This window comes from Tenggerimyces flavus (genome assembly GCF_016907715.1).
Classification (GTDB): Bacteria; Actinomycetota; Actinomycetes; order Propionibacteriales; family Actinopolymorphaceae; genus Tenggerimyces; species Tenggerimyces flavus.
Map to the genome: position 1 here is coordinate 1,632,777 of NZ_JAFBCM010000001.1, position 20,022 is coordinate 1,652,798.

Here is a 20,022-nt window from a genome sequence, read left to right on the forward strand (position 1 = left end):
CGAGACGGCGGCTCTGTCGCCCATCGCCGTGGCGATCGAGCCGCCCAGCGTTAGGGGGCGACGAGCTCTACCTCGAGGCCCTCGGTGTCCTCGAGGTAGGCCGCGTACGTGTCCGGCCCGCCGGCGTGGGGGTGGCGGTCGGCGAACAGCAGGGTCCAGCCGTGCGATGGGGCTTCGGCCACGAAGCGGTCGACCTCGCTGGCGCTGGCCACGTGGAACGCGAGGTGGTTCAGGCCGGGCCGCAGGCGGTCGTACCGACAGGCCACCATCGCGGGCGACTGCTCGACCACGAGGTACGTCGCGTCCAGCCGCCAGCTGCAGCCGGCGTCCCAGGACTGGAACGGTACCCAGCCCAGCTCACCCAGCAGCCATCCGAGGGACGCCTTCGTCGCGGCGAGGTCGGCGACCCACAGCTCGACGTGGTGCAGCCGGCCAGCATCGGTCATCCCCGCACCGTACAAGGCGATTCCGACAGGATGAGACGTCATGAGCGAGCGACCGAACGTCATCCTCATCGTCTCCGACGACCACGGCTACGCCGACCGGAGTGCGCTCGGGCTCGATCCCGACGTGAGCACGCCCGCGCTCGACCGGCTCGCTGCTGGCGGAGTGACCTGCACGGACGCGTACGTCACCGCACCGATCTGCAGCCCGTCGCGCGCCGGCCTGATCTCCGGCCAGTACCAACAGCGCTGGGGTGCCCGCTGGTTCGACTCCAGCCGCTTCCCCGATCACCTCCCTTCGCTCGCGGAACGATTCCAAGAACTCGGCTACGCCACCGGCTACCTCGGCAAGGTCCACTACGGACCCGAGAGCCGCGGCGACCGGGCCTGCCCGCCCCACCATGGGTTCGCCGAGACCTACTACGGCCTCGCCGGACAACAGATGGGCCGGCTCAACTACCTGCACCATTCCCAGGAGTCGGTCGACCGCTACGGCCAGGAAGCCTCCTGGCGCATGGCCGTCCAACCCCTCCTCGAAGGCGATGACGAGGTCGGGCTCGAAGGCTTTCTGACCGACGAGCTCGGCAGCCGCGCTCGCGACTTCGTCGCCCGACACGAGCAGGAACCGTTCTTCCTCATGCTCGCGTTCAACGCCGTGCACAACTTCTGCTTCCAGCTCCCCGACGACGAGCTCGAACGCCGCGGCCTCGCCAAGTTCGGCGACTGGGACGAGAGCGTCAACGACTACGTCGACTGGTACGACGGCGCCATCTCTCCGTACCTACCGAACGGGCGCGCCTACTACCTCGCCCAGCTCGAACTCATGGACGCCCAGATTGGGCGCCTCCTCGACCAACTCGACGACCGCGATCTCGCGGACAACACCATCGTCGTCTACATCACCGACAACGGCGGCTCCACCTGCAACTTCGGTGTCAACCAGCCCTTGCGCGGCACCAAGTACACGCTCTGGGAAGGCGGCATCCGCATTCCCTACCTCGTACGGTGGCCCGCCGGCGGAGTCGACGGCGGCCGTACGTACACCCAGCTCGTCAGCACTCTCGACCTCTACCCGACGCTGCTCGCGGCGGCCGGTGCGCAGGACGGCAGCCACGAACACAGCGACGGCATCAACCAGCTCTCAGGCCTGCGCGGCGACGTCACCGCACAAGGCCACGACGCCCTCTTCTGGGACTGCGGCTTCCAATGGGCCGTGCGCGAAGGCACCTGGAAGCTTCGTCACGCAGACGACGGACCTCACTCAGAAGCGCTTCGCCGCACCGAACACACCGACACGGGGCCAGGACTCTGGCTCACCGATCTCTCCACAGACCTAGGCGAAACACGCAACCTCATTGCCGACCACCCCGCGGAGGTGGAGCGACTTCTAGCTCGACGCCAAGCTTGGCACGAAGGAATCGAACACGCAAACGAATACGCTGAGAGCGAAGATCCTTCCTGACCGACACCCGCACCAGCAAGGCTGACCGGCATGGCGAACGTAGCGATCCTCTCCGACATCCACGGCGTCCTCCCCGCGCTCGAGGCAGTGCTCGAAGAGCCAGCGGTAAAGCAAGCCGACCAGCTCGTGCTCACCGGAGACATCGCCGCCGGCCCGCAACCCGTCGAGACGCTCGACCGCCTGGAGGCGCTCGGCGACAGAGTCGTCTGGGTACGAGGCAACGCCGACCGCGAGCTCGTCCAAGCCGCCCGCGGCGGCGCGACCAGCATCCCCGACGCGATCGCCGGTTGGGCAGGCCAGCAACTCAGAAGCGACCAGGTCGAGCGCCTGGACAAGAGCGCGGAGCAGGTCACCCTCGACCTCGAAGGCTTCGGCAAGGTCCGGTTCTGCCACGCCACCCCGCGCAACGACGAAGAGGTCGTGCTCGTCGACTCACGGCTGGACAGATGGACCGAGGTCTTCCAGGACCTCGACGACGACATCCGCACCATCGTCTGCGGCCACACCCACATGCCGTTCCTGCGCCTGGCCCACGGCCGGCTGGTCGTCAATCCCGGCAGCATCGGCATGCCGTACGGCCAACCCGGCGCGCACTGGGCCCTCCTCGGCGACCGCGGGGCCGTCACGCTGAGGAGGACCGAGTACGACTACGACGCCGCCTGCGAGCGCATCGCGAAGGACTCGGCCTATCCCCAGGCCGCCGCGTGGGCCGACGAGTACGTGCGCGCCCGCAACTCCGACGCGGACGCGATCATCGCGTTTGGCCCGCGTGACGGGCGGACATAGAAGACAGCAGATCGGCTACGGCCTCTTGGCGGCAGGTGGGCCGGCAAACCGCAAGAGGCCGCAGCCGATCCGTTCAGGGGGACCCGGGCGCGAGAACGAAGATCGGCTGTGGGCCGGTCGCCATCCACGCGGGTCCGCTGGTGGGTGAAGGTGACTCGCTTGGTTCGGGACAGTCCGCCGGAGCATCCCCAGCCGGCTTCGGCAGCGACGTACCGCCACTCGGCTCCGTCGGAGCGTTGAAGCCGTTCGGGCTGCAGGTCGGGTCGGAATCCGTCGGAGTCGGTTCGGGGTCCGACGGAGTGGGCTCCGGATCGGTCGGAGTGGGCTCCGGATCCGTGGGCGTTGGTTCGGGATCAGTCGGAGTGGGCTCCGGGTCAGTCGGAGTGGGCTCCGGATCGGTCGGCGTTGGTTCGGGATCAGTCGGCGTTGGTTCGGGATCAGTCGGAGTGGGCTCCGGATCGGTCGGCGTCGGCTCCGGGTCCGTCGGTGTCGGCGAAGGGTCCGTGGGAGTAGGCGAGGGATCCGGAGGAGTCGGCGAAGGCGAGGTCGGCTCCGGCCCCGGCGTGTTCGTCGTCGGAGTCGGCTCCGGCTGCGGATCCGTCGGCTGAGGGTGGGGGTCCGTCGGACCCGGCTGCGTCGGCCCAGGCCCACCAGGGCTGGTCGGACCCGGCCGCGGGTCGGACGGGTACGGCAGCCGCGGCTCTCCCGGATTCGGCGGAGGCGGAACGGGCATCGGCCCCGACCCACCCCAGCCCGGGCGCGGCACGATCGCGTCGGCGAACCAAGCCTGTCCCGAGCCGATCTTGCCGCCGATGTCCAACGGCGAAGTACCACTCCCCGAGTTCGCCATCGGCGCCAGCGTCTGCACGCCACCGGGCGGATAGCGCCAGGAACCGGCGCCGTGCTCAGCGAAGATCTCCTGCTGCAGCGACGGGAAGGTCGACCCGTTCACGAACGTCGCGGCCGCCCACGCGACCAGCGCCACCGAGGCCGCCGTCGCCGCGCCGGCGAGCGCGATCCCGCGCGTCCGGGAGAACGCGTGCCGGACGCGGACGAACGCCGCCGACCAGGTCGCGCGCTCGGTCTCGGTCGCGTTCAGGTACCCCGTGCTGTACGTACCGAGCACGACCGGTCCGAGCAGCGCCGGCAGCCGCGTGTTGATCGCGAACAGCTGGTCGTGCAGGACCGTGCACCGCTCGCACTTCTCCAGGTGCTGGCGGATCTGCGTGCGCTCGCGGTCGGTCAGCCCCTCCCGCGTGTACGCGCCGAGCCGGCCGATCGTGGCCCGGCAGCGCTTCGGGTGCGCACCGTCGAGGTGGTGCCGCGCGTAGTACTGCCGCAGCCCCTCCCGGGCGCGGTACGCCAGCGCCTCGACGCCCTGCGGGCTCAGCCCGAGCAGCGGAGCGACCTTCGCGGCGCTCTCGCCCTCGACACCGGTGTGCCACAGTGCCGCCTGCCAACGTTCCGGAAGTGCGGCGAAAGCTCCGGCAGCCGAAGCCCCGGCCGCTCCCTCCTCGGCCGGGACCAGGGCCTGCGGTTCGCTGTCGGGTTCGCCACCGGCCGCGCGCACCATGTCCTCGTGCAGGCACTGGACGGCGGCGAGCAGGTACGTACGGAACCCGACCTCTGGGCCGACGCCGGTGTAGAGCTCGTCGAAAGTCCGCGTGTATGCGAGCGACGTGAGGTCCTCGGCGTTCCCGCGGTTCCGCGTGAGCAGGCGGGCGAGCCGCATGGCGGCCGCCTGGTGGCGGCCGAACAGGTCCGCGTACGCTGCCGTGTTCCCGTCCTGGGTAGCGGCGATCAGCTCCGCGTCGGTGGGCACCGAGGTGGAGACAGGGGCGGGCTCGGGCAAGCCGGACGCATCGAGGAAGACGGCGTCGTCCGGCGCGTGTTCAGGCGCCGCGTGACGGGGTCTCCCATTGCGTTCAGTGGGATCAGGAACACTCTTAGTCATGGCCTCAGGACGTACTATGGGAATGGCTACGGAATGTGTTCATGCGGTGGGGAAGAGTGACGGTACGAGAAGTGGAACTTAGCGGCCCGAATGCTCGCTGGGAAGGCCAAAACCCAAGATTTCGTGGTTCTGTGCAATGAAGTCACCACAGATTGTGTTCAAGACTCTGGATGTATCTGGTAAAAGCGGACATCTCTACCGTCCTCGCGGTCCATCCCGTGGCCATGGATACGCTGTCCGCGAATCCGTGAGAGGAGCTCACCTGTGTCCAGAGTCGTCGTCGACGTGATGCCGAAGCAGGCGATTCTCGACCCGCAAGGTCAGGCCGTCCACGGAGCCCTCGGCCGGCTCGGCTTCGCCGGGATCTCCGAGGTACGACTCGGCAAGCGGTTCGAGCTCGAGGTCGACGGCGAGCTGACCGAGGAGCGGCTGGCCGAGGTCCGCTGCGCCGCCGAGACGCTGCTCGCCAACACCGTGATCGAGGACTTCACCGTCCGCGTCGAGGCGGCTGGCTGATGCGGATCGGGGTCGTCACGTTCCCCGGCTCGCTCGACGACCGGGACGCCCAGCGCGCGGCCCGGGCGGCCGGCGCTGAGGCGGTCGCGCTCTGGCACGGCGACACGTCGCTGAGCGGTGTGGACGCCGTCGTGCTGCCGGGCGGGTTCTCGTACGGCGACTACCTGCGCTGCGGCGCGATCGCCAGGTTCGCGCCGATCATGACCGAGGTGATCGCGGCCGCGAAGGGCGGGATGCCGACACTCGGCATCTGCAACGGCTTCCAGATCCTCTGCGAGTCACACCTGCTGCCCGGCGCGTTGGTGCGGAACGATCGGCGCAAGTTCGTCTGCCGCGACCAGCGGCTGCGGGTCGAGAACGCGTCGACGGCCTGGACGAGCGCGTACGACGCGGGCCAGGAGATCGTGATCCCGCTCAAGAACGGCGAGGGCGGCTTCATCGCCGACGACGAGACGCTGGATCGGCTCGAGGGCGAGGGGCAGGTCGTCGTCCGGTATCTCGACGGCAACCCGAACGGCTCGTACCGCGACATCGCCGGCATCTGCAACGAGGCCGGCAACGTCGTCGGGCTGATGCCGCACCCCGAGCACGCGATCGAGACGCTGGTCGGGCCGACGACCGATGGGCTCGGCTTCTTCACTTCCGTGCTTCGCGTCGCCGTGTCCTGACGGTATTCCGGCCACTTGATGGCCGGAATCGTTCGTAGCGTCGTCGGCATGACCATCCTGATCACGGGCGCCACGGGGAACGTCGGCCGCCCGCTCGTCGAGCAGCTGCTGTCCGCCGGCCACCGCGTTCGCGCGCTCACCCGCAACCCGCCGCATGCGAACCTGCCCGCCGAAGCGGAGGTCGTCGCGGGCGACCTCGGGGACGTCTCGACCCTCGCCGAGGCGTTCGCGGGCGTCACGGCCCTGCACCTGATCGGCTTCGGCTCCGACTACGAGCCGTTGACGAACGCGCCCGACATCGTCGACCTCGCCGTGTCCGCAGGCGTGCAGAAGGCGACGATCCTGCGTGGCGACGTGGAGAAGGGGCCGGTGGAGGTGGCCGTCGAGGCGAGCCCGCTGGAGTGGACGTTCCTCTCCCCGGTCGAGTTCATGGCGAACACACTCGAGTGGGCGGAGACGATCAAGGCCGAGGGCGTCGTACGCGAGGGCTTCGTGACCATGAGGAGCGCGATGGTGCACGAGGCCGACATCGCCTCGGTCGCCGCGGCCGTCCTGACGTCGGACGGGCACGCGAAGCAGGACTACTTCCTCACCGGTCCCGAGGCGCTGACCCCGCCGGAGAAGGTACGGACGATCAGTGAGGGGCTCGGGCGCGACATCGCGTTCGTCGAGCTCACCGAGGAGGAGGTCGTCGCCAGCTGGCGGGCGGCGGGGTTCTCCGACACCGACGTCGAGTACTTCCGGATGGTGCGGACGAACCCGCCCGAGGCCGCCTACACCCCGCTGCCCACCGTGGAGCAGGTCACCGGTGTGCCGGCCCGGACGTACGCCCAATGGGTGAAGGAGAACGCGGCCTCCTTCACCCGCTGAGCTCAGCTACGGCTTGATGGCCTCGTTGCCGGCCTTCTCGGCCTCGGCGAGGCCGTCGGCCACGGGCTTGCGGCCGAGGAAGACCTCCTTGAGGATCGGCTCGACCGCGGTCGCTCCCGCGTTCGCGCGCGGGCCGATCGGGGCGGGGATGGTCTTGCCGGACGCCGCGTCGATGAACGGCTTCACGTCGACGCCCTCCTTCGACCAGTAGTCCACGAAGCCCTGCTGCGCCGCGGTGACGCCGGGGAACGCGTACCCGCCCTCCGCGATCGCCTTCTGCCCCTCGGCCGAGCCCATCCACTCGAGTACCTTCACGGTCTCGTCGGCGTGCTTGGTCTTCGCGGACCCCACGGCGGCGACGCCGTGCACGACCGACACCCGACCGGCCGGACCCTCCAGCATCGGCGCGATGCCCCACTCGAACTGCGCGCCCTCCTGGATGTTCTTCAGGTTGTACGGGCCCGACTGGAACAGGGCCATCTTCCCCTGGATGAACAGATCGCGGACCTTGTCGCCGTTCTCATTGGTGTCCGCGGCGGACGGCGAGACGTGATGCTTGTTGATCAGGTCGACGATGTACTGGATCGACTTCACGTTCTCCGGCGTGTTGAACGCATAGGCGTCGCCGTTCTGCCACACGCCGCCGTTCGAACCGACGAAGTCCCAGTAGATCGACTGCCCGTCGTAGGAGGCGTTGAAGGCGAACTGGGAGCCCTTCGTGAGCTTCTGCGCCGCCGGGAGGAACGTGTCGGCCGCGCCGCCCTCGGGCGACCACTTGAGCGTGGCCGGATCCACGCCGGCCGCGGAGACCAGATCCTTGTTGTAGAACAGGGCAATCGAGTCCCACAGCTGCGGTACGCCCCACAGCACGTTGTCGCGGGTGTAGAGGTCGACGACCGACTTCTGCCAGTCCGCCTTCTGGTCGCCGAGCTTCTCGTCGATGTTCAGCAGGCTCTTGTTGTCGGCGTAGATGCCGAAGTTCGACGTGTTGGTCCAGAAGATGTCCGAGACGGTCCCGCTGCCGACGTCCGCCGTGAGCTTGGTCCAGTAGTCAGCCCACGGGATCAGTTCGATCTTCACGTCGATGTCGGTGTTCTGCTTCTCGAACTCCGCGAACGACTGCTCGTACGCCTTCGCGACCTGGTCGTCCCAGAGCCGGAACGTCACCTGGGTCTTGCCCCCGGCATCGGGCGAGCCCCCGTCGTCTCCGCCCACGGCGCAACCGGCCAGAGCCAGCGCTAGTACCGCGACGGACATTGCTACGCGCCGCATGGTCCTACCCTTCGACTACTTCAACCCAGTAAGTGAGATCGAGCGAACGACGTGTCGTTGGAACACCAAGAAGAGTACGACCAATGGCGCCATTGCCACCGTCGCCGCCGCCATCACGAGCGTCCAGTTCCCGTTGTACTGGGACTGCAGGCTCGCCGTCGCCACCGTCAGCACCCGCCACTTGTCGGACGAGGTGATGATCAGCGGCCAGAGGAAGTTGTTCCAGTGCGTGACGATCGTGATGATCGTCAGGGTGGCCAGGATCGGCCGGCTCATCGGCACGATGACGTGCCGCAGAATCCGCAATGTACCCGCGCCATCCAGCCGCGCGGCGCTGATCAGGTCCTCGGGGATGCCGCGGAAGTACTCGCGGAGCAGGAAGATCGCGTACGGCGACCCCAGCAGCGTCGGCAACACGATGCCCCAGAACGTGTCCCGCAGGCCGACCTGGCTGAACATCGTGTACAGCGGGATCAGCGTCACCACCTGCGGAACCATCAACGTGGCAAGGTAAATCCAGAACAGCGCCTCGCGGCCGGGGAAGCGGACGCGGGCGAACGCGTACGCCGCCAGCACCGAGCAGACGAGCTGCCCGACCAGGATCACCACGACGACCTGGATGGTGATCGCGAGTGGCGGGATGAAGTCGTACCTGCCACTGAAAAGTGCCGCGTAGTTGGTGAAAGTTACGGGATCTGGCGGCGTCAGCGTCGGCTCGCGGGCGAACTGCTGCGGGCTCTTGAGCGACGTGCCGAAGCTGAGCACGTACGGACCCAGCGTGATCAGCGCGCCGGCGATCAGCAGCGCGTACGTCCCGAGGTTGGCGAGGAGTCTTCTCATGACAGGTCGTAGGTGATCCGGCGGCGGAAGTAGAGCTGCTGCGCGAGCGTGACGGCGACCAGCAGGACGAGCAACACGACGGCGATCGCGGCGGCGCGGCCGAGCCGGTATGACTCGAACGCCTCGTAGTAGATCCGCGAGGCGATCACGTCGGTCCGGCCGGCGGGGCCGCCGCCCGTCATCGCGTACACGGTGTCGAAGACCTGGAAGCTCGAGATGATGCCGGTGACGAGCACGAAGAACGTGGTGGGTCGCAGCAGCGGCAAGGTGAGGCGCCAGAACGTCTGCCAGCCGTCCGCGCCGTCGATGCGCGCGGCCTCGTACAGCTGCGGCGGGATCGCGTTCAGGCCGGCAAGGAAGAACAGCGTCACGTACCCGACCTGCGACCAGATCGTCACCGTGGCGACGGCCGGGAGGGCGAGCGTGGTGGACGAGAGCCACTCGACGCGTTCGCCGATCAGCGCGTTGAGGGCGCCGTCGGACGGGTCGAACACCCAGCGCCAGACGACGCCGAGCGCGAGGGGTGCGGAGATCCACGGGATCACGTAGATGACGCGGAACAGGTTGGAGCCGGGGAGCCGCCGGTTGACCAGCAGGGCGGTGACGAGGCCGAGCACGGTCTGGACGGGGATGACGATGAGGACGAAGAACAGGGTGACGAGCAGCGAGTTGCCGACCTGCTTGTCGCCGAGGATCTGGAGGTAGTTGTCGAGCCCGACCCATCGTGCGGGGCTGACGAGGTCCCAACTCTGCAGGCTGATGGACAGGACGACGAAGACGGGGAAGACGAGGAACAAGCCAACGCCGAGCAGGCTGGGCGCGAGCAGCGCGTATCCCGTTGCCGCCTCCCGGCGCGCGAGCCTCGACCGCCTCGGCGGCGCGGCCTGCCGCCGCACGCGCTCGCTCGTCTGGACCGCCACCGAATCCCTATGTTGCTAGTAAGAGCCGAACCTGAAGCATCTTAGCGGCGGTTTCGCGTGCCTTTGGTCAGGCGACGGCGGCCTCGGGTTCGCGGCGGGCGAAGTCGGGGGCGTGTTCGGGGCGGAGGCCGATAGCGACGGCGTACGCGGGGATGCCTTGCAGGCTTGGGAAACGCTGGAGCAGCCGGAGTGGGGCGGGCAGCTTGGTGGCGTCGGAAACGTCCGCGGCGCCGGTCGTCACGCGGCGGAGGAACTGCTTGTGGATGAACGCCTGCGCGCTCTGGACGACGGCGGCTGGCCACATCCGGCGCGCCTGCACCTTCGCCAGGTCCTCGCGGCCGAGCTTGCCGTCACGAAGGGGCTCGGCCAGCAATCGGGCCGTGGCGACGGCGTCCTGGATCGCGAGGTTGATGCCGACGCCGCCGACCGGCGACATCGCGTGGGCGGCGTCGCCGATGCAGAGCACGCCGTCGTCGTACCACCGCCGGAGCCGGTCGATCTCGACCGTCAGCAGCTTGACGTCGTTCCAGTCGCGTAGCGCGTCGACCCGGTCCTCGAGCCAGGGGAACTGCTCGACGACCTCGTTCCGGAATGTCGCGATGCTGGCCTGGCGCAGCTCGGCGTCGGCGCCCTTGGGGATGATCGTTCCGACCTGGAAGAACGCGCCCTGGTCGATGAGCACGAACATCTTGCCGCCGGACACGCGGCCACCGGCCCCGGACGGGTCGTCTTCGTGCCGCGGCAGCCGGAACCACCACACGTCCACCGGCGTGCCGTACGACCGCACCCGCAGCCGCGTTCGGTCGCGGACGACGGACGACCTTCCGTCGCAGCCGACGACGAGGTCGGCGTAGAGGTGGCCAGCGGAGCCGTCGGGGTTGCGGTAGTCGACGCCGATCACCTTGCGGTCGCGTTCGATGAGGCCGGTGACCTCGGTGTTCATCCGCAGCTCGAACGTGGGCTCTTCCCGTGCCGCATCGGCAAGCAGGTCGAGGAAATCCCACTGCGGAACGAGCGCGATGTGCTGGTGTCGTCCCGGCAGCCTGCGCAGGTCGCCGATGGGTTGGAGGCCCTGGTCGAGCGCCAGGTAGACCTGCTCGACCTTGCGATGCGGGACCCGTTCGAACGCCGGGCCGAGCCCGAGCTCGTCCAACAAGGTCAACGTCGACGCGTGCACGGTGTCGCCCCGAAAGTCTCGGAGGAAGTCGCCGTGTTTCTCGAGAACGGTGACCTCGATACCGGCGCGAGCGAGCAGGAGCCCGAGCATCATGCCCGCCGGTCCACCGCCGACGACGCAGCACGTGGTCTTAGGCATGGCACCCTCCCACAGATCTCACCATTTGGTGAATATGTCCAGGATCTGCGCCACTCGCCCCCGGGTCAAGGTGGCGTCCGTCACTAGACACATGCCCACTCTCCGAACGTTTACGGCTTATCTCGTAGCGTGTAGCCGTGAGCGTCGACACGGTCAAGCACGCGGCCACCAGTCCCGGGGTCGAGCAGCCCTTCGCCGAGCTGGGGCTCAAGCCGGACGAGTACACGCGGATTCGCGAGATTCTCGGCCGGCGGCCGACAAGTTGCGAGCTCGCGATGTACTCGGTGATGTGGAGCGAGCACTGCTCGTACAAGAGCAGCAAGGTCCACCTGCGCCGGTTCGGCGACCTGCCGACGGAGACGCCGGTCGGAAAGCTGCTCGCCGGCATCGGTGAGCAGGCCGGTGTGGTCGACATCGGCCAGGGGTACGCGGTCACGTTCAAGGTCGAGTCGCACAACCACCCGAGCTACGTCGAGCCGTACCAGGGCGCGGCGACCGGCGTCGGCGGCATCGTGCGCGACATCCTCGCGATGGGTGCGCGTCCCGTCGCGGTCATGGACAGCCTCCGCTTCGGGCCGGCCGACGCGCCGGACACGCATCGCGTGCTGCCGGGCGTCGTCGCGGGCGTCGGCGGGTACGGCAACTGCCTGGGGCTGCCGAACATCGGCGGCGAGGTCGTCTTCGACTCCTCGTACCTCGGGAATCCCCTGGTGAACGCGCTCTGCGTGGGGGTGCTGCGGCACGAGGAGCTGCACCTCGCGAAGGCTTCCGGTGTCGGGAACCAGGTGATCCTGTACGGCGCCAAGACCGGCGGCGACGGGATCGGTGGAGTTTCGGTCCTCGCGAGCGAAACTTTCGACGCCGACGGTCCGGCGAAGCGGCCGAGCGTGCAGGTCGGCGACCCGTTCATGGAGAAGCTGCTGATCGAGTGCACGCTCGAGCTCTTCGCTCAGGAGCTCGTGGTCGGGATCCAGGATCTCGGTGGTGCGGGGCTGTCGTGTGCGACGTCGGAGCTGGCCTCGGCGGGCGAGGGCGGCATGCGGGTGTGGCTGGATCGCGTGCCGCTGCGGGACTCCTCGCTGGCTCCGGAGGAGATCCTGATGAGCGAGTCGCAGGAACGCATGATGGCGGTGGTCGAGCCGGCGCACGTCGAGGCCTTCCTCGCCACGTGTGAGAAGTGGGACATCCCGGCGACGGTGGTCGGTGAGGTCGACGCTTCCGGGCGGCTGGTCGTGGAGTGGCACGGTGACGTTGTCGTCGACGTTCCGCCTCGGACGGTGGCGCATGAGGGGCCTGTCTACGAACGGCCTTTCGCTCGGCCTGCTTGGCAGGATGAGCTGCAGGCCTCGTCGCCGGATGCGCTGGAGCGGCCAGCTTCCGGTGATGCGCTGCGTTCGACGTTGCTGCGGTTGGCCGCCTCGCCGAACCTGTGCGATCGGTCGTGGGTGACGGACCAGTACGACCGGTACATTCTCGGAAACACGGTGCTCGCGCAGCCGGAAGATGCCGGCATGATCCGGGTCGACGAAGCGTCCGGGCTCGGGGTCGCGGTGGCGACGGACTGCAACGGGCGGTACACCAAGCTCGATCCTTACGTGGGCGCGCAGCTGGCACTTTCGGAGTCGTACCGGAACATCGCGGTCTCCGGGGCCCTGCCGCTGGCGGTGACGGACTGCCTGAACTTCGGGTCGCCGGAGGACCCGTCGGTGATGTGGCAGTTCGCCGAGGCGATCCGCGGCCTGGCCGACGGTTGCCGGGCGCTGGGGCTGCCGGTGACGGGTGGGAACGTGTCGTTCTACAACCAGACCGGCGAGCAGGCGATCCTGCCGACGCCGGTGGTGGGTGTGCTCGGCGTGGTGTCGGACGTGCGGCGGCGGACGCCGTCGGGGTGGCGGACGCCGGGCGAGGTGCTGTACCTGGTGGGGACGACGCGGCCGGAGTTCGGCGGCTCGGAGTGGGCGCACGTGGTGCACTCGCATCTCGGTGGGCTGCCCCCGCAAGTCGACCTTGACGCCGAGCGTGCATTGGCGGGAATCCTTCGACAGGCTTCGGAATCCGGCGTCGTGTCGGCGGCGCATGACCTGTCCGACGGCGGCCTGGCACAGGCGTTGGTGGAAGGCGCTCTGCGCTACGGCTTCGGCGCGCGGGTTGCTGTGGCTGGCGACCCGTTTGTCGCGCTGTTCTCCGAGTCGGTCGCGCGTGCGGTGGTGGCCGTGCCGGTGGCGTCGGAGGCCGATTTCGTCAACCTGTGTGGGGACTTCCCGGCGACGCGCCTCGGCGTCGTGACGGGGGAGGGCGACGACCTGGTGGTCGAGGGCCAGTTCGCGATCTCGCTCGCCGAGCTCCGTTCCGCCTGGACCGCGACGTTGCCGGCGCTCTTCGAGTAGGCCGGATTTCGTCCACAACCCGCCGGTATCCGAAGTTGTCCACATTCGCCGCATCGGCGCTCGCCCATCCCTTGCCGATCGGGCAGGCTTGAGGCAATCGCGGGCTCCATCCGCGACAGGCCTCGGCATTCGTGGCCGAGGCCCGGGGGGAGGGGGAGGCCCACCCGTTGGTGGGCCGGGCCGTCGCGAGAGTGGTGGCGGGGAGTGGGTTGACGGAGTATTGAACGAGCGTTTCGTCAACGTGGGTTGAGGATTCTCGGCAGCCCCGCCTTCCCAGGTTGAGCGATTGCCCTGGTGAGTGCCATCCGCGCAGCCACGGACGCTTGGTGGGCTTGGTATCGCGTCATGACTCGCGGCGCGCCAGTGATCGTGCGGAGCTGCTGTTCGGCCACGCCGCCAGCTGTATGCGGCAAGGTCGCCCGGCCCGCCGGCGCCGGTGGTGCGAGTCGCCTCAGAAGGTCGTGGTCAGGTCCTGGGTTTGGCCGGTCGAAGCCGCTCGGTAGGCCGACTCGATGATGTCGATCACGTGCCGCGCGTGCTCCGCCGTCACGATGGACGGCGAGCCGTCGCGGACCCAGTCGACGAGCTGCATGACGTCCTCGTAGACGTGCTGCTCCTCGATATCGCGGTGCACCCCCGTCACGTGCGGCAGCAGGGCCTGGTTGCCGTGGCCGCGCGCCGAACGTTCGTCGGGGTTGCGGCCGGGGAAGTCGAACGGTTCGCCGTTCAGCAGCAGGCCGTTGATGGTGCCCTTCGTTCCGTAGAAGGCGCCGCCCATGCCGCCGGTCATGCCGCCGGCGGCGGTGCCTGTCGCGACGCAGAACAGGTTGGCGCCGAAGTCGATCAGCACCGCGGTGTTGTCGTCCGCGTCGGTCTCCACGTCCCGGCCGCCGAACGAGCGCACCGGCACGCGGACGCCTGACATCGCCGTCACGCGCCGCGCTGGGCCGAGGATGCCGGTCACCGTGTGCAGCGAGTAGACCGTCATGTCGTACATCGGGCCGCCACCTGGCTTGCGGAAGTACCACGACGGGTCGATGTTCGACAGCACGTCGGACCCGCCGCGCACCGACTCGTCCTCGTGGTACGTGCCGAACGCCGCGCCGCAGCTCACCCAGGACAACGTCCCGATCGCGCCCGACGCGATCAGCTCGCGCGTACGCACGTGGTGCGGCCGCAGCATCTCACCCGGCGAAGCCACGATCCGCAGCGAGTTCGCCGCCGCGAGGTCGATCAGCTCCGAAGCCTCGGCGACCGTCACCGTCATCGTCTTGTTGAAGTGAACGTGCTTGCCCGCCTGCAAGGCCAACTTGCCCTGCTCGTAGTGCAAACCGATCGGCGACGCGATCGTGACGGCGTCGACGTCGCCGCGGGCGAGCAGGTCCTCGTACTCGGTGAACCCCTGCTCGACCCCGAACTTCGCCGCGGCCGCATCCGCCCGGCCGGGCACCGGGTCGCAGACCGCGGCGAGCTTCACCCGGTCCGCAAGATCGGGTTGACACAGGTGGGGAAGGATCCCTCGCACCGAGATGCTGCCCGCTCCAACGACGCCCATCCGTACCGCAGCTGCCATGTACGCAAGGCTATCGAGCCGACTCGTCGGCGCCAGGGAGCAGCAGGATCTTGCCGGTCACGCGGCCGGACTCGGCCAGCTTCAGCGCCTCGACGGCCTGGTCCAGCGGGTACGTCGCGGCGATCTCGCCGTGCAGCTCGCCGCTCTTGGCCAGCGCGAGAACCGCCTCGAAGTCCGCCTTCACCTGCGGCCGCCGCACCTCCGCCTTACCCGCCATCACGTTGTACATCGCCCACTTGCCCCTGCCCGGCAGCAGGTTCGACAGCAAACCGCGGAGCATCATCTTCACCCACGGCAGATAGGCCGATCCCGAAGCGTTCAGTGTCTCGTGACTTCCGTACGACACGATCGTCCCACTGGGCTTGAGCAACGGCTGTAGCGCACGCATCGAGCTGGGCCCGACGTGGTCGAAGATCGCGTCGAAGCCGTCGGGCGCGACCTCACGCAGCTTGGCGGGCAGGTCGCCGCGGTAGTCGACCGGCGTGGCGCCGAGCTTCTCCACCAGGGCGTGCTTGGCCGGCGACGCCGTGCCGACGACGTGAGCACCGGCGAGGCGCGCGACCTGGACGAGGATCGTGCCGACGCCACCCGTGGCTCCTTGGACGAGAACGGTCTGGCCCGGCCGCACCTTCGTGACCCGGTGAACGAGCTGGTACGCGGTCACGCCGTTGAGCGCGAGCGCCTCGGCCTGCTCGGCGGTCACGCCGTCCGGAACGCGAGCCAGGTCGCCGACGTGCACGATCGCCCGGTCGGCCCAGCCGCCCACCTTCACGATCGCGCCGACCCGCTGGCCCACGCGCAGGTCGCCGTGCTGGTCGGAGCCGTTGCCGAACGACTCGATCACGCCGATCAGGTCGTACCCGAGCACGAACGGGAACGGCGGGACACCGGGGTACCGGCCGCGCCGCATCTGCTGCTCGGCGAACGACACCCCCGTCGCCTCGACCCGGACCAGGGCCTCGTCGGCACCCGGCTCCGGCAGGTCGCGCCGCCGAAACTCCAGCGACTCCGGCTCGCCCAGGCTGGTAAGGACTACTTCCGTTGCTTTCATGGTCTCACCTTCGTGATAGAGTCTCGCTCAAGTTAGAGCCTCTAACAAGAGAATGACCCTCTAACGTCAGCAATGTCAAGTCACAGCGAGGAGGGCCCGGTGGCGGACACCAGGCGGGATCGCTATCGCGCCGAGACCCGGCGCGAGGTCAAGGAGCACGCACTGAGGCAGCTTTCGGACCACGGCATCGAAGGGTTGTCGATCAACGCGATCGCCCGCGCGATGGGAATGAGTGGGCCGGCGCTGTACCGCTACTTCGCGAGCCGGGAGGAGCTCCTCTCCGAGCTGATCGTCGACGCGTACAACGACCTCGCCGACACGATGGAAGGCGCTGCCGGCGACGGGCTGCGCGCCGTCGCCATGGCCCAGTGGCACTGGGCGCATGCCGAGCCGCATCGGTACCTGCTGCTGTTCGGCACGCCCGTTCCGGGCTACGAGGCGCCCGAGGAGGCGACCCAGGCCGCCCGGCGGTCGATGGCGGTTCTGCTCAGGCTCCTGCTTGACCTCCATGGCCCGGGCAACGTCGCCCGTCGCCGCAAGACGCAGCTGGAGAACGAGGTCGAGCAGGCGTACTGGGTGCCGGAGGAGTACCGGGGCAAGGTGGGCGGCGGACTCCTCATCCGGGCACTGTCGTGCTGGACGCGCCTGCACGGAGTGCTGAGCTTGGAGATGAACGGGCAGTTCGGCGCGATGGGGTTCCAGCCGGCCCACCTCTACGAGCTCGAGCTCGAGACGCTGCTGTCAACTGAGGCTTGACGTCGTGCGGAGGAACTGCTCGTACGCCTCGTCGTACGCGTCGGCCCGGTCCGGGTCCGGGAAGACCCGGCTCGCCTCGGTGACCACCGCGTCGGCGGCCGCGCCGACGGAGACGTACGCGCCCGCGCCGACCAGCGCGAGGATGCCCGCACCGATGAGGCGGCCCTCGGTCGCGCGCAGCGTCACCACCGGAAGCCCGTGTACCGCGGCGCGCAGCTGGTTCCAGGAAGGATCCGCCGCGTTCGCGCCGACCACGCGCAGGGTCCTGAGTCGCGTCGGCCCTAACTCGTCGAGCATCCGGCGGACCTCGAAGCACTCGCGTTCCTGCCCAGCCGGCGTCGGCACCCACCTCAGGTGGACCCAGCCGGAGCCGGCCGCCCGGTAGTTCAGGACCGTGGGGGACGGATGCGGGATGTCGGAGTACGTGCCGACCAGGGTCAGGTCGCGCTGGCCGATCTCGACTGCGCGCTCGGTGTGGTGGAGCCCGGCGGCGGCGAGCTGGCAGAGGATGTCGCCGGCGCCGCCGACGACGGGCAGGCCGACGGGGAGCCCGGTCGCGCCGGCCACCTCGGGCCGCAGCCGGCCGCAGATCTCCGTCGAGCCGATGATCGGCGGCACCTTGCTCCCGCTGATCCCGAGCGCGGCGAACAGTTCGTCGGACCACTTGCCGGACTCGGCGTCCATGCAGAACGAGCCGGACGCCTCGGTCGGGTCGGTCGCGGCGACGCCGGTCAGCCGGTAGTTGAGGAAGTCCTTGGTGGCGAGAAACTGCCAGGCGGCGTCGTAGACCGTCGGGCTCTCCGCGCGGTACCACGCGAGCTTGATGCCGGAACGGATCGGATCCGGCCGGTTGCCGGCGAGCTGGCTCAGCCGCTCCGCGTCGGGCCCCGCCGCCAGCCCCGCGGCGAGGGGAGCGCTGCGTTCGTCGTTCCACAGTCCGACCCGGCGAACGAGGCAGCGGCCGTCCTGGTCGATGGGGACGATCGCGTGCAGCTGCGCGCCGACCGCGAGCGCGTCGACGCGGGTGGTGTGGTTGCGGGAGACGAGCTCCTGCAGGCATGCGATGGTGGCGGCCCACCAGCGTTCGGGGTCCTGTTCGACCCGGCCGGGACTCGGCGAGTGCGACTCCAGCGGAACTTCGGTGACGTCGAGCAGCTGTGCCGCCGGTCCGATGATGGCGGCGCGTGCGGCGTTGGTCCCCACCTCGACGGCGATAGCGATCGGGTCGACGGGGGCAGCGTCGAGGTCCATTCGCCCACCTCCCCGTGCACGATTCTCGACCCGGGAGTCCCGCTGCGGATACTAGCCGGATCGGGGCTATTCCACCGGAGTGAACAGCCAGCGGAAGAACAGGAAGATAACTCCGCAAACGATGGCGACCGCGGGCAGAGCTTGGACGATTCCGGGAAGGGCGCGGGCGCCGAGCTTGCGGAAGATCGCGACGACGCCGGAACTGAGCAGGGCGAGCACGATTCCGGCCGGGGTGATGCCGAGCAGCCAGATCGCGAAGAACCAGCCGCCTTGGCGTACCGGATCCCGGCCTGGAACGGTGAAGAAACCGAAGCCGACCAGAACGGACGCCGCGGCCCAGACGAGCGCGCTCAGGCCGACTGCCCAGGCGTAACCGCGACCTTCTTTGCGTCGACGCTGAGTGGCTGAAGCTTGTGACGCGGACATGGCGAGCGAGAGATCCCATCGCGAGCGAGCGGACGGTGACGATGACAGTCCACCACAGTCCGCCGACGTGGTCCGGTCGTCAACTTGGTTTCTGGTCGTCGTTGGGTCTCTGACCGGTTGGTGCCAGCGGGCTGGCGGGATTTCTTTCCAACGTCAACCATTGTCGCCATGATCGCTCAGCCGGTACGCCGCCTGCTCGTCGCCGTGCGCGGCGTCCTCACTCTGCTGCCGCTGCTCGGGGCCAGCCCAGCGCCTCGACCGCCGGATCGGAGCGTCGACGCGGGGGTGCGGAACCCGATCAAGGAGGACGGCGCGGACCCGTACCTGTTCTTCCACGACGGGCTCCGGAGGTGCACTTCCTGAACGGGCGGTTCTACGTCTACTACACGGCGACGAACGCGGGTGACGGGCACGTGCCGAACCACCGGATGTACGTGTTGGAGAGCGCCGGCGCCGACCCGCTCGGTCCGTACACGTACAAGGGACCGCTGGCGGCGGCCGCGGACCACTACTCGATCGACGGCACGGTGATGCGGATGCCGGACGGGTCGCTGTACGCGATCTGGTCGGGGTGGGATCCGGGCACGACCGGGCCGCAGAACATGTACATCGCGCCGATGAGCAACCCGTGGACGACGAGCGGGCCGCGGGTGCTGCTGTCGACGCCGACGTACGACTGGGAGAAGGACCACGCACCGGTGAACGAGGGCGCGGTGGCCGCTGTTCCGCGACGGGCGGCTGTTCCTGATCTACTCGGCGAGCGGGTGCTCGAGCCCGAACTACGCGCTTGGGGTTGCTGGTGTCTACACGACGGGGCACAACAGCGTCTTCACCTCGCCGGACGGCACGGAGACGTGGATGGCGTACCACGGGGTCGCGAACCCGGGTGGGAGCTGTGGCGGTGACCGGGCGACGCGGATCGGGCGGATCACGTGGCGTGCGGACGGCACGCCTTCGTTCGGTACGCCGGCTTCGACGGGGACGACGTTGGCATTGCCGTCGGGGGATCCGGGCTCGGTGTCGGTGCCGTTGGGCGACTACGAGCTGATGGCGCAGCACTCGGGGAAGGCGCTGTCGGTGCGTGGGTCTTCGGTGGTGACCGAGACGTCGACGGGGGCGCGGTCGCAGCGGTGGCGGGTGCGGCGTCTTGCTGACGGGTCGTACTCGGTGCAGTCCGTGGCGTCGGGTCGAGTGCTCGCGGTGGCGGGATGCGCTTCGGCCGACGGTGCTGCTGTGGTGGTCGCGGCTTCGTCGGGGACTTCGTGCCAGCGGTGGTACGTGGACGGTGCGTACGGCGCGTACTCGCGTGTCACGTCGGTGCTCGCTGGGCGCGGGCTGGACGTGGCGTGGGCGTCGCCGGAGGACGGGGCAGCCGTGGTGGTGTGGCCGTACGCGTACACGACGAACTCGCGCTGGATACTGCGCCGGGTCCGCTAGCCTCGATCTTTCGTCCGGAGGTGAGTTCGACCGGTCCCGCCCCGCCTTGGGGCCAATGATCATGTTTACATGGTCATTTGCCGCTTTACGTGGGG

Annotated in this window: 20 protein-coding genes; 10 read left to right on the forward strand and 10 right to left on the reverse strand. The window is 68.9% G+C overall.

What is annotated here, in order from left to right:
• Positions 1 to 50: 50 nt before the first annotated feature.
• Positions 51 to 446 (reverse strand): VOC family protein, encoded by a 396-nt coding sequence (locus JOD67_RS07535; protein ID WP_205116544.1) that lies wholly within the window; start codon positions 444 to 446, stop codon positions 51 to 53.
• 40 nt (positions 447 to 486) lie between these two features.
• On the opposite strand from JOD67_RS07535, the gene JOD67_RS07540 reads away from it, so the two are divergent.
• The gene (locus JOD67_RS07540; RefSeq protein ID WP_205116546.1) at positions 487 to 1,905 is read left to right on the forward strand and encodes a sulfatase family protein; all 1,419 of its coding nucleotides are present in this window, start codon (positions 487 to 489) and stop codon (positions 1,903 to 1,905) included.
• Positions 1,906 to 1,935: 30 nt separating this feature from the next.
• Positions 1,936 to 2,691, forward strand: coding sequence for a metallophosphoesterase family protein (locus JOD67_RS07545; RefSeq protein ID WP_205116548.1), 756 nt, complete (start codon positions 1,936 to 1,938; stop codon positions 2,689 to 2,691).
• 73 nt (positions 2,692 to 2,764) lie between these two features.
• On the opposite strand, the gene JOD67_RS07550 is transcribed toward JOD67_RS07545, so the two are convergent.
• Entirely contained in the window at positions 2,765 to 4,543 is a 1,779-nt protein-coding gene (locus tag JOD67_RS07550; RefSeq protein WP_205116550.1) for a zf-HC2 domain-containing protein, read from the reverse strand.
• 366 nt (positions 4,544 to 4,909) lie between these two features.
• Here JOD67_RS07550 and purS point away from each other — a divergent pair, with 366 nt between their 5' ends.
• From purS to JOD67_RS07565, 3 genes are read left to right on the forward strand one after another with little or no spacing between them, the layout of a single operon-like run.
• Positions 4,910 to 5,161 (forward strand): phosphoribosylformylglycinamidine synthase subunit PurS, encoded by a 252-nt coding sequence (gene purS / locus JOD67_RS07555; protein ID WP_205116552.1) that lies wholly within the window; start codon positions 4,910 to 4,912, stop codon positions 5,159 to 5,161.
• Positions 5,161 to 5,829 (forward strand): phosphoribosylformylglycinamidine synthase subunit PurQ, encoded by a 669-nt coding sequence (gene purQ, locus JOD67_RS07560; protein WP_205116554.1) that lies wholly within the window; start codon positions 5,161 to 5,163, stop codon positions 5,827 to 5,829. The genes purS and purQ overlap by 1 nt, the downstream gene beginning before the upstream one ends.
• A gap of 48 nt (positions 5,830 to 5,877) precedes the next feature.
• Positions 5,878 to 6,699 carry an NAD(P)H-binding protein gene (locus JOD67_RS07565; RefSeq protein WP_205116556.1) on the forward strand — a complete coding sequence of 274 codons (822 nt, stop codon included), beginning with the start codon at positions 5,878 to 5,880 and terminating at the stop codon, positions 6,697 to 6,699.
• A gap of 6 nt (positions 6,700 to 6,705) precedes the next feature.
• Here JOD67_RS07565 and JOD67_RS07570 read toward each other — a convergent pair whose 3' ends face one another.
• The 4 genes from JOD67_RS07570 to JOD67_RS07585 all read right to left on the reverse strand — a co-directional run bounded on the left by JOD67_RS07570 (position 6,706) and on the right by JOD67_RS07585 (position 11,046).
• Positions 6,706 to 7,971 (reverse strand): ABC transporter substrate-binding protein, encoded by a 1,266-nt coding sequence (locus JOD67_RS07570; protein WP_205116558.1) that lies wholly within the window; start codon positions 7,969 to 7,971, stop codon positions 6,706 to 6,708.
• 15 nt (positions 7,972 to 7,986) lie between these two features.
• Positions 7,987 to 8,811: a carbohydrate ABC transporter permease gene (locus tag JOD67_RS07575; protein ID WP_205116560.1), complete on the reverse strand. Its 825-nt coding sequence runs from the start codon at positions 8,809 to 8,811 to the stop codon at positions 7,987 to 7,989.
• Positions 8,808 to 9,731 (reverse strand): carbohydrate ABC transporter permease, encoded by a 924-nt coding sequence (locus tag JOD67_RS07580; protein ID WP_307782310.1) that lies wholly within the window; start codon positions 9,729 to 9,731, stop codon positions 8,808 to 8,810. The genes JOD67_RS07575 and JOD67_RS07580 overlap by 4 nt, the downstream gene beginning before the upstream one ends.
• A gap of 67 nt (positions 9,732 to 9,798) precedes the next feature.
• Entirely contained in the window at positions 9,799 to 11,046 is a 1,248-nt protein-coding gene (locus JOD67_RS07585; RefSeq protein WP_205116561.1) for an FAD-dependent oxidoreductase, read from the reverse strand.
• A gap of 137 nt (positions 11,047 to 11,183) precedes the next feature.
• Between JOD67_RS07585 and purL the strand changes: the two genes are divergently transcribed.
• A complete protein-coding gene (purL, locus tag JOD67_RS07590; protein WP_205116562.1) occupies positions 11,184 to 13,433 on the forward strand; it encodes a phosphoribosylformylglycinamidine synthase subunit PurL in 2,250 nt (749 codons plus the stop codon).
• 451 nt (positions 13,434 to 13,884) lie between these two features.
• Here purL and JOD67_RS07595 read toward each other — a convergent pair whose 3' ends face one another.
• Together JOD67_RS07595 and JOD67_RS07600 are read right to left on the reverse strand one after the other, a co-directional pair.
• Complete coding sequence (locus tag JOD67_RS07595; protein ID WP_205116563.1) at positions 13,885 to 15,006, reverse strand: Gfo/Idh/MocA family protein; 1,122 nt, start codon at positions 15,004 to 15,006, stop codon at positions 13,885 to 13,887.
• Positions 15,007 to 15,016: 10 nt separating this feature from the next.
• On the reverse strand, positions 15,017 to 16,057 hold the full coding sequence (locus JOD67_RS07600) for a medium chain dehydrogenase/reductase family protein (protein ID WP_205116564.1): 1,041 nt from the start codon (positions 16,055 to 16,057) through the stop codon (positions 15,017 to 15,019).
• Positions 16,058 to 16,156: 99 nt separating this feature from the next.
• Between JOD67_RS07600 and JOD67_RS07605 the strand changes: the two genes are divergently transcribed.
• Positions 16,157 to 16,813, forward strand: coding sequence for a TetR/AcrR family transcriptional regulator (locus tag JOD67_RS07605; protein WP_205116565.1), 657 nt, complete (start codon positions 16,157 to 16,159; stop codon positions 16,811 to 16,813).
• Here the strand turns inward: JOD67_RS07605 and JOD67_RS07610 are convergent.
• Both JOD67_RS07610 and JOD67_RS07615 read right to left on the reverse strand, forming a co-directional pair.
• Positions 16,799 to 18,064: a xylulokinase gene (locus JOD67_RS07610; protein ID WP_205116566.1), complete on the reverse strand. Its 1,266-nt coding sequence runs from the start codon at positions 18,062 to 18,064 to the stop codon at positions 16,799 to 16,801. The genes JOD67_RS07605 and JOD67_RS07610 overlap by 15 nt on opposite strands.
• A gap of 66 nt (positions 18,065 to 18,130) precedes the next feature.
• Positions 18,131 to 18,490 (reverse strand): hypothetical protein, encoded by a 360-nt coding sequence (locus tag JOD67_RS07615; protein WP_205116568.1) that lies wholly within the window; start codon positions 18,488 to 18,490, stop codon positions 18,131 to 18,133.
• A 168-nt stretch (positions 18,491 to 18,658) separates the two neighbouring features.
• Between JOD67_RS07615 and JOD67_RS07620 the strand changes: the two genes are divergently transcribed.
• The 3 genes from JOD67_RS07620 to JOD67_RS07630 are packed head-to-tail and all read left to right on the forward strand — an operon-like array spanning position 18,659 to position 19,927.
• Positions 18,659 to 18,853, forward strand: coding sequence for a hypothetical protein (locus JOD67_RS07620; protein ID WP_205116570.1), 195 nt, complete (start codon positions 18,659 to 18,661; stop codon positions 18,851 to 18,853).
• Positions 18,841 to 19,395, forward strand: a complete 555-nt coding sequence (locus JOD67_RS07625) for a family 43 glycosylhydrolase (protein ID WP_205116572.1) — start codon at positions 18,841 to 18,843, stop codon at positions 19,393 to 19,395. The genes JOD67_RS07620 and JOD67_RS07625 overlap by 13 nt, the downstream gene beginning before the upstream one ends.
• A complete protein-coding gene (locus JOD67_RS07630) occupies positions 19,349 to 19,927 on the forward strand; it encodes an RICIN domain-containing protein (protein WP_205116574.1) in 579 nt (192 codons plus the stop codon). The genes JOD67_RS07625 and JOD67_RS07630 overlap by 47 nt, the downstream gene beginning before the upstream one ends.
• Positions 19,928 to 20,022 lie beyond the last annotated feature (95 nt).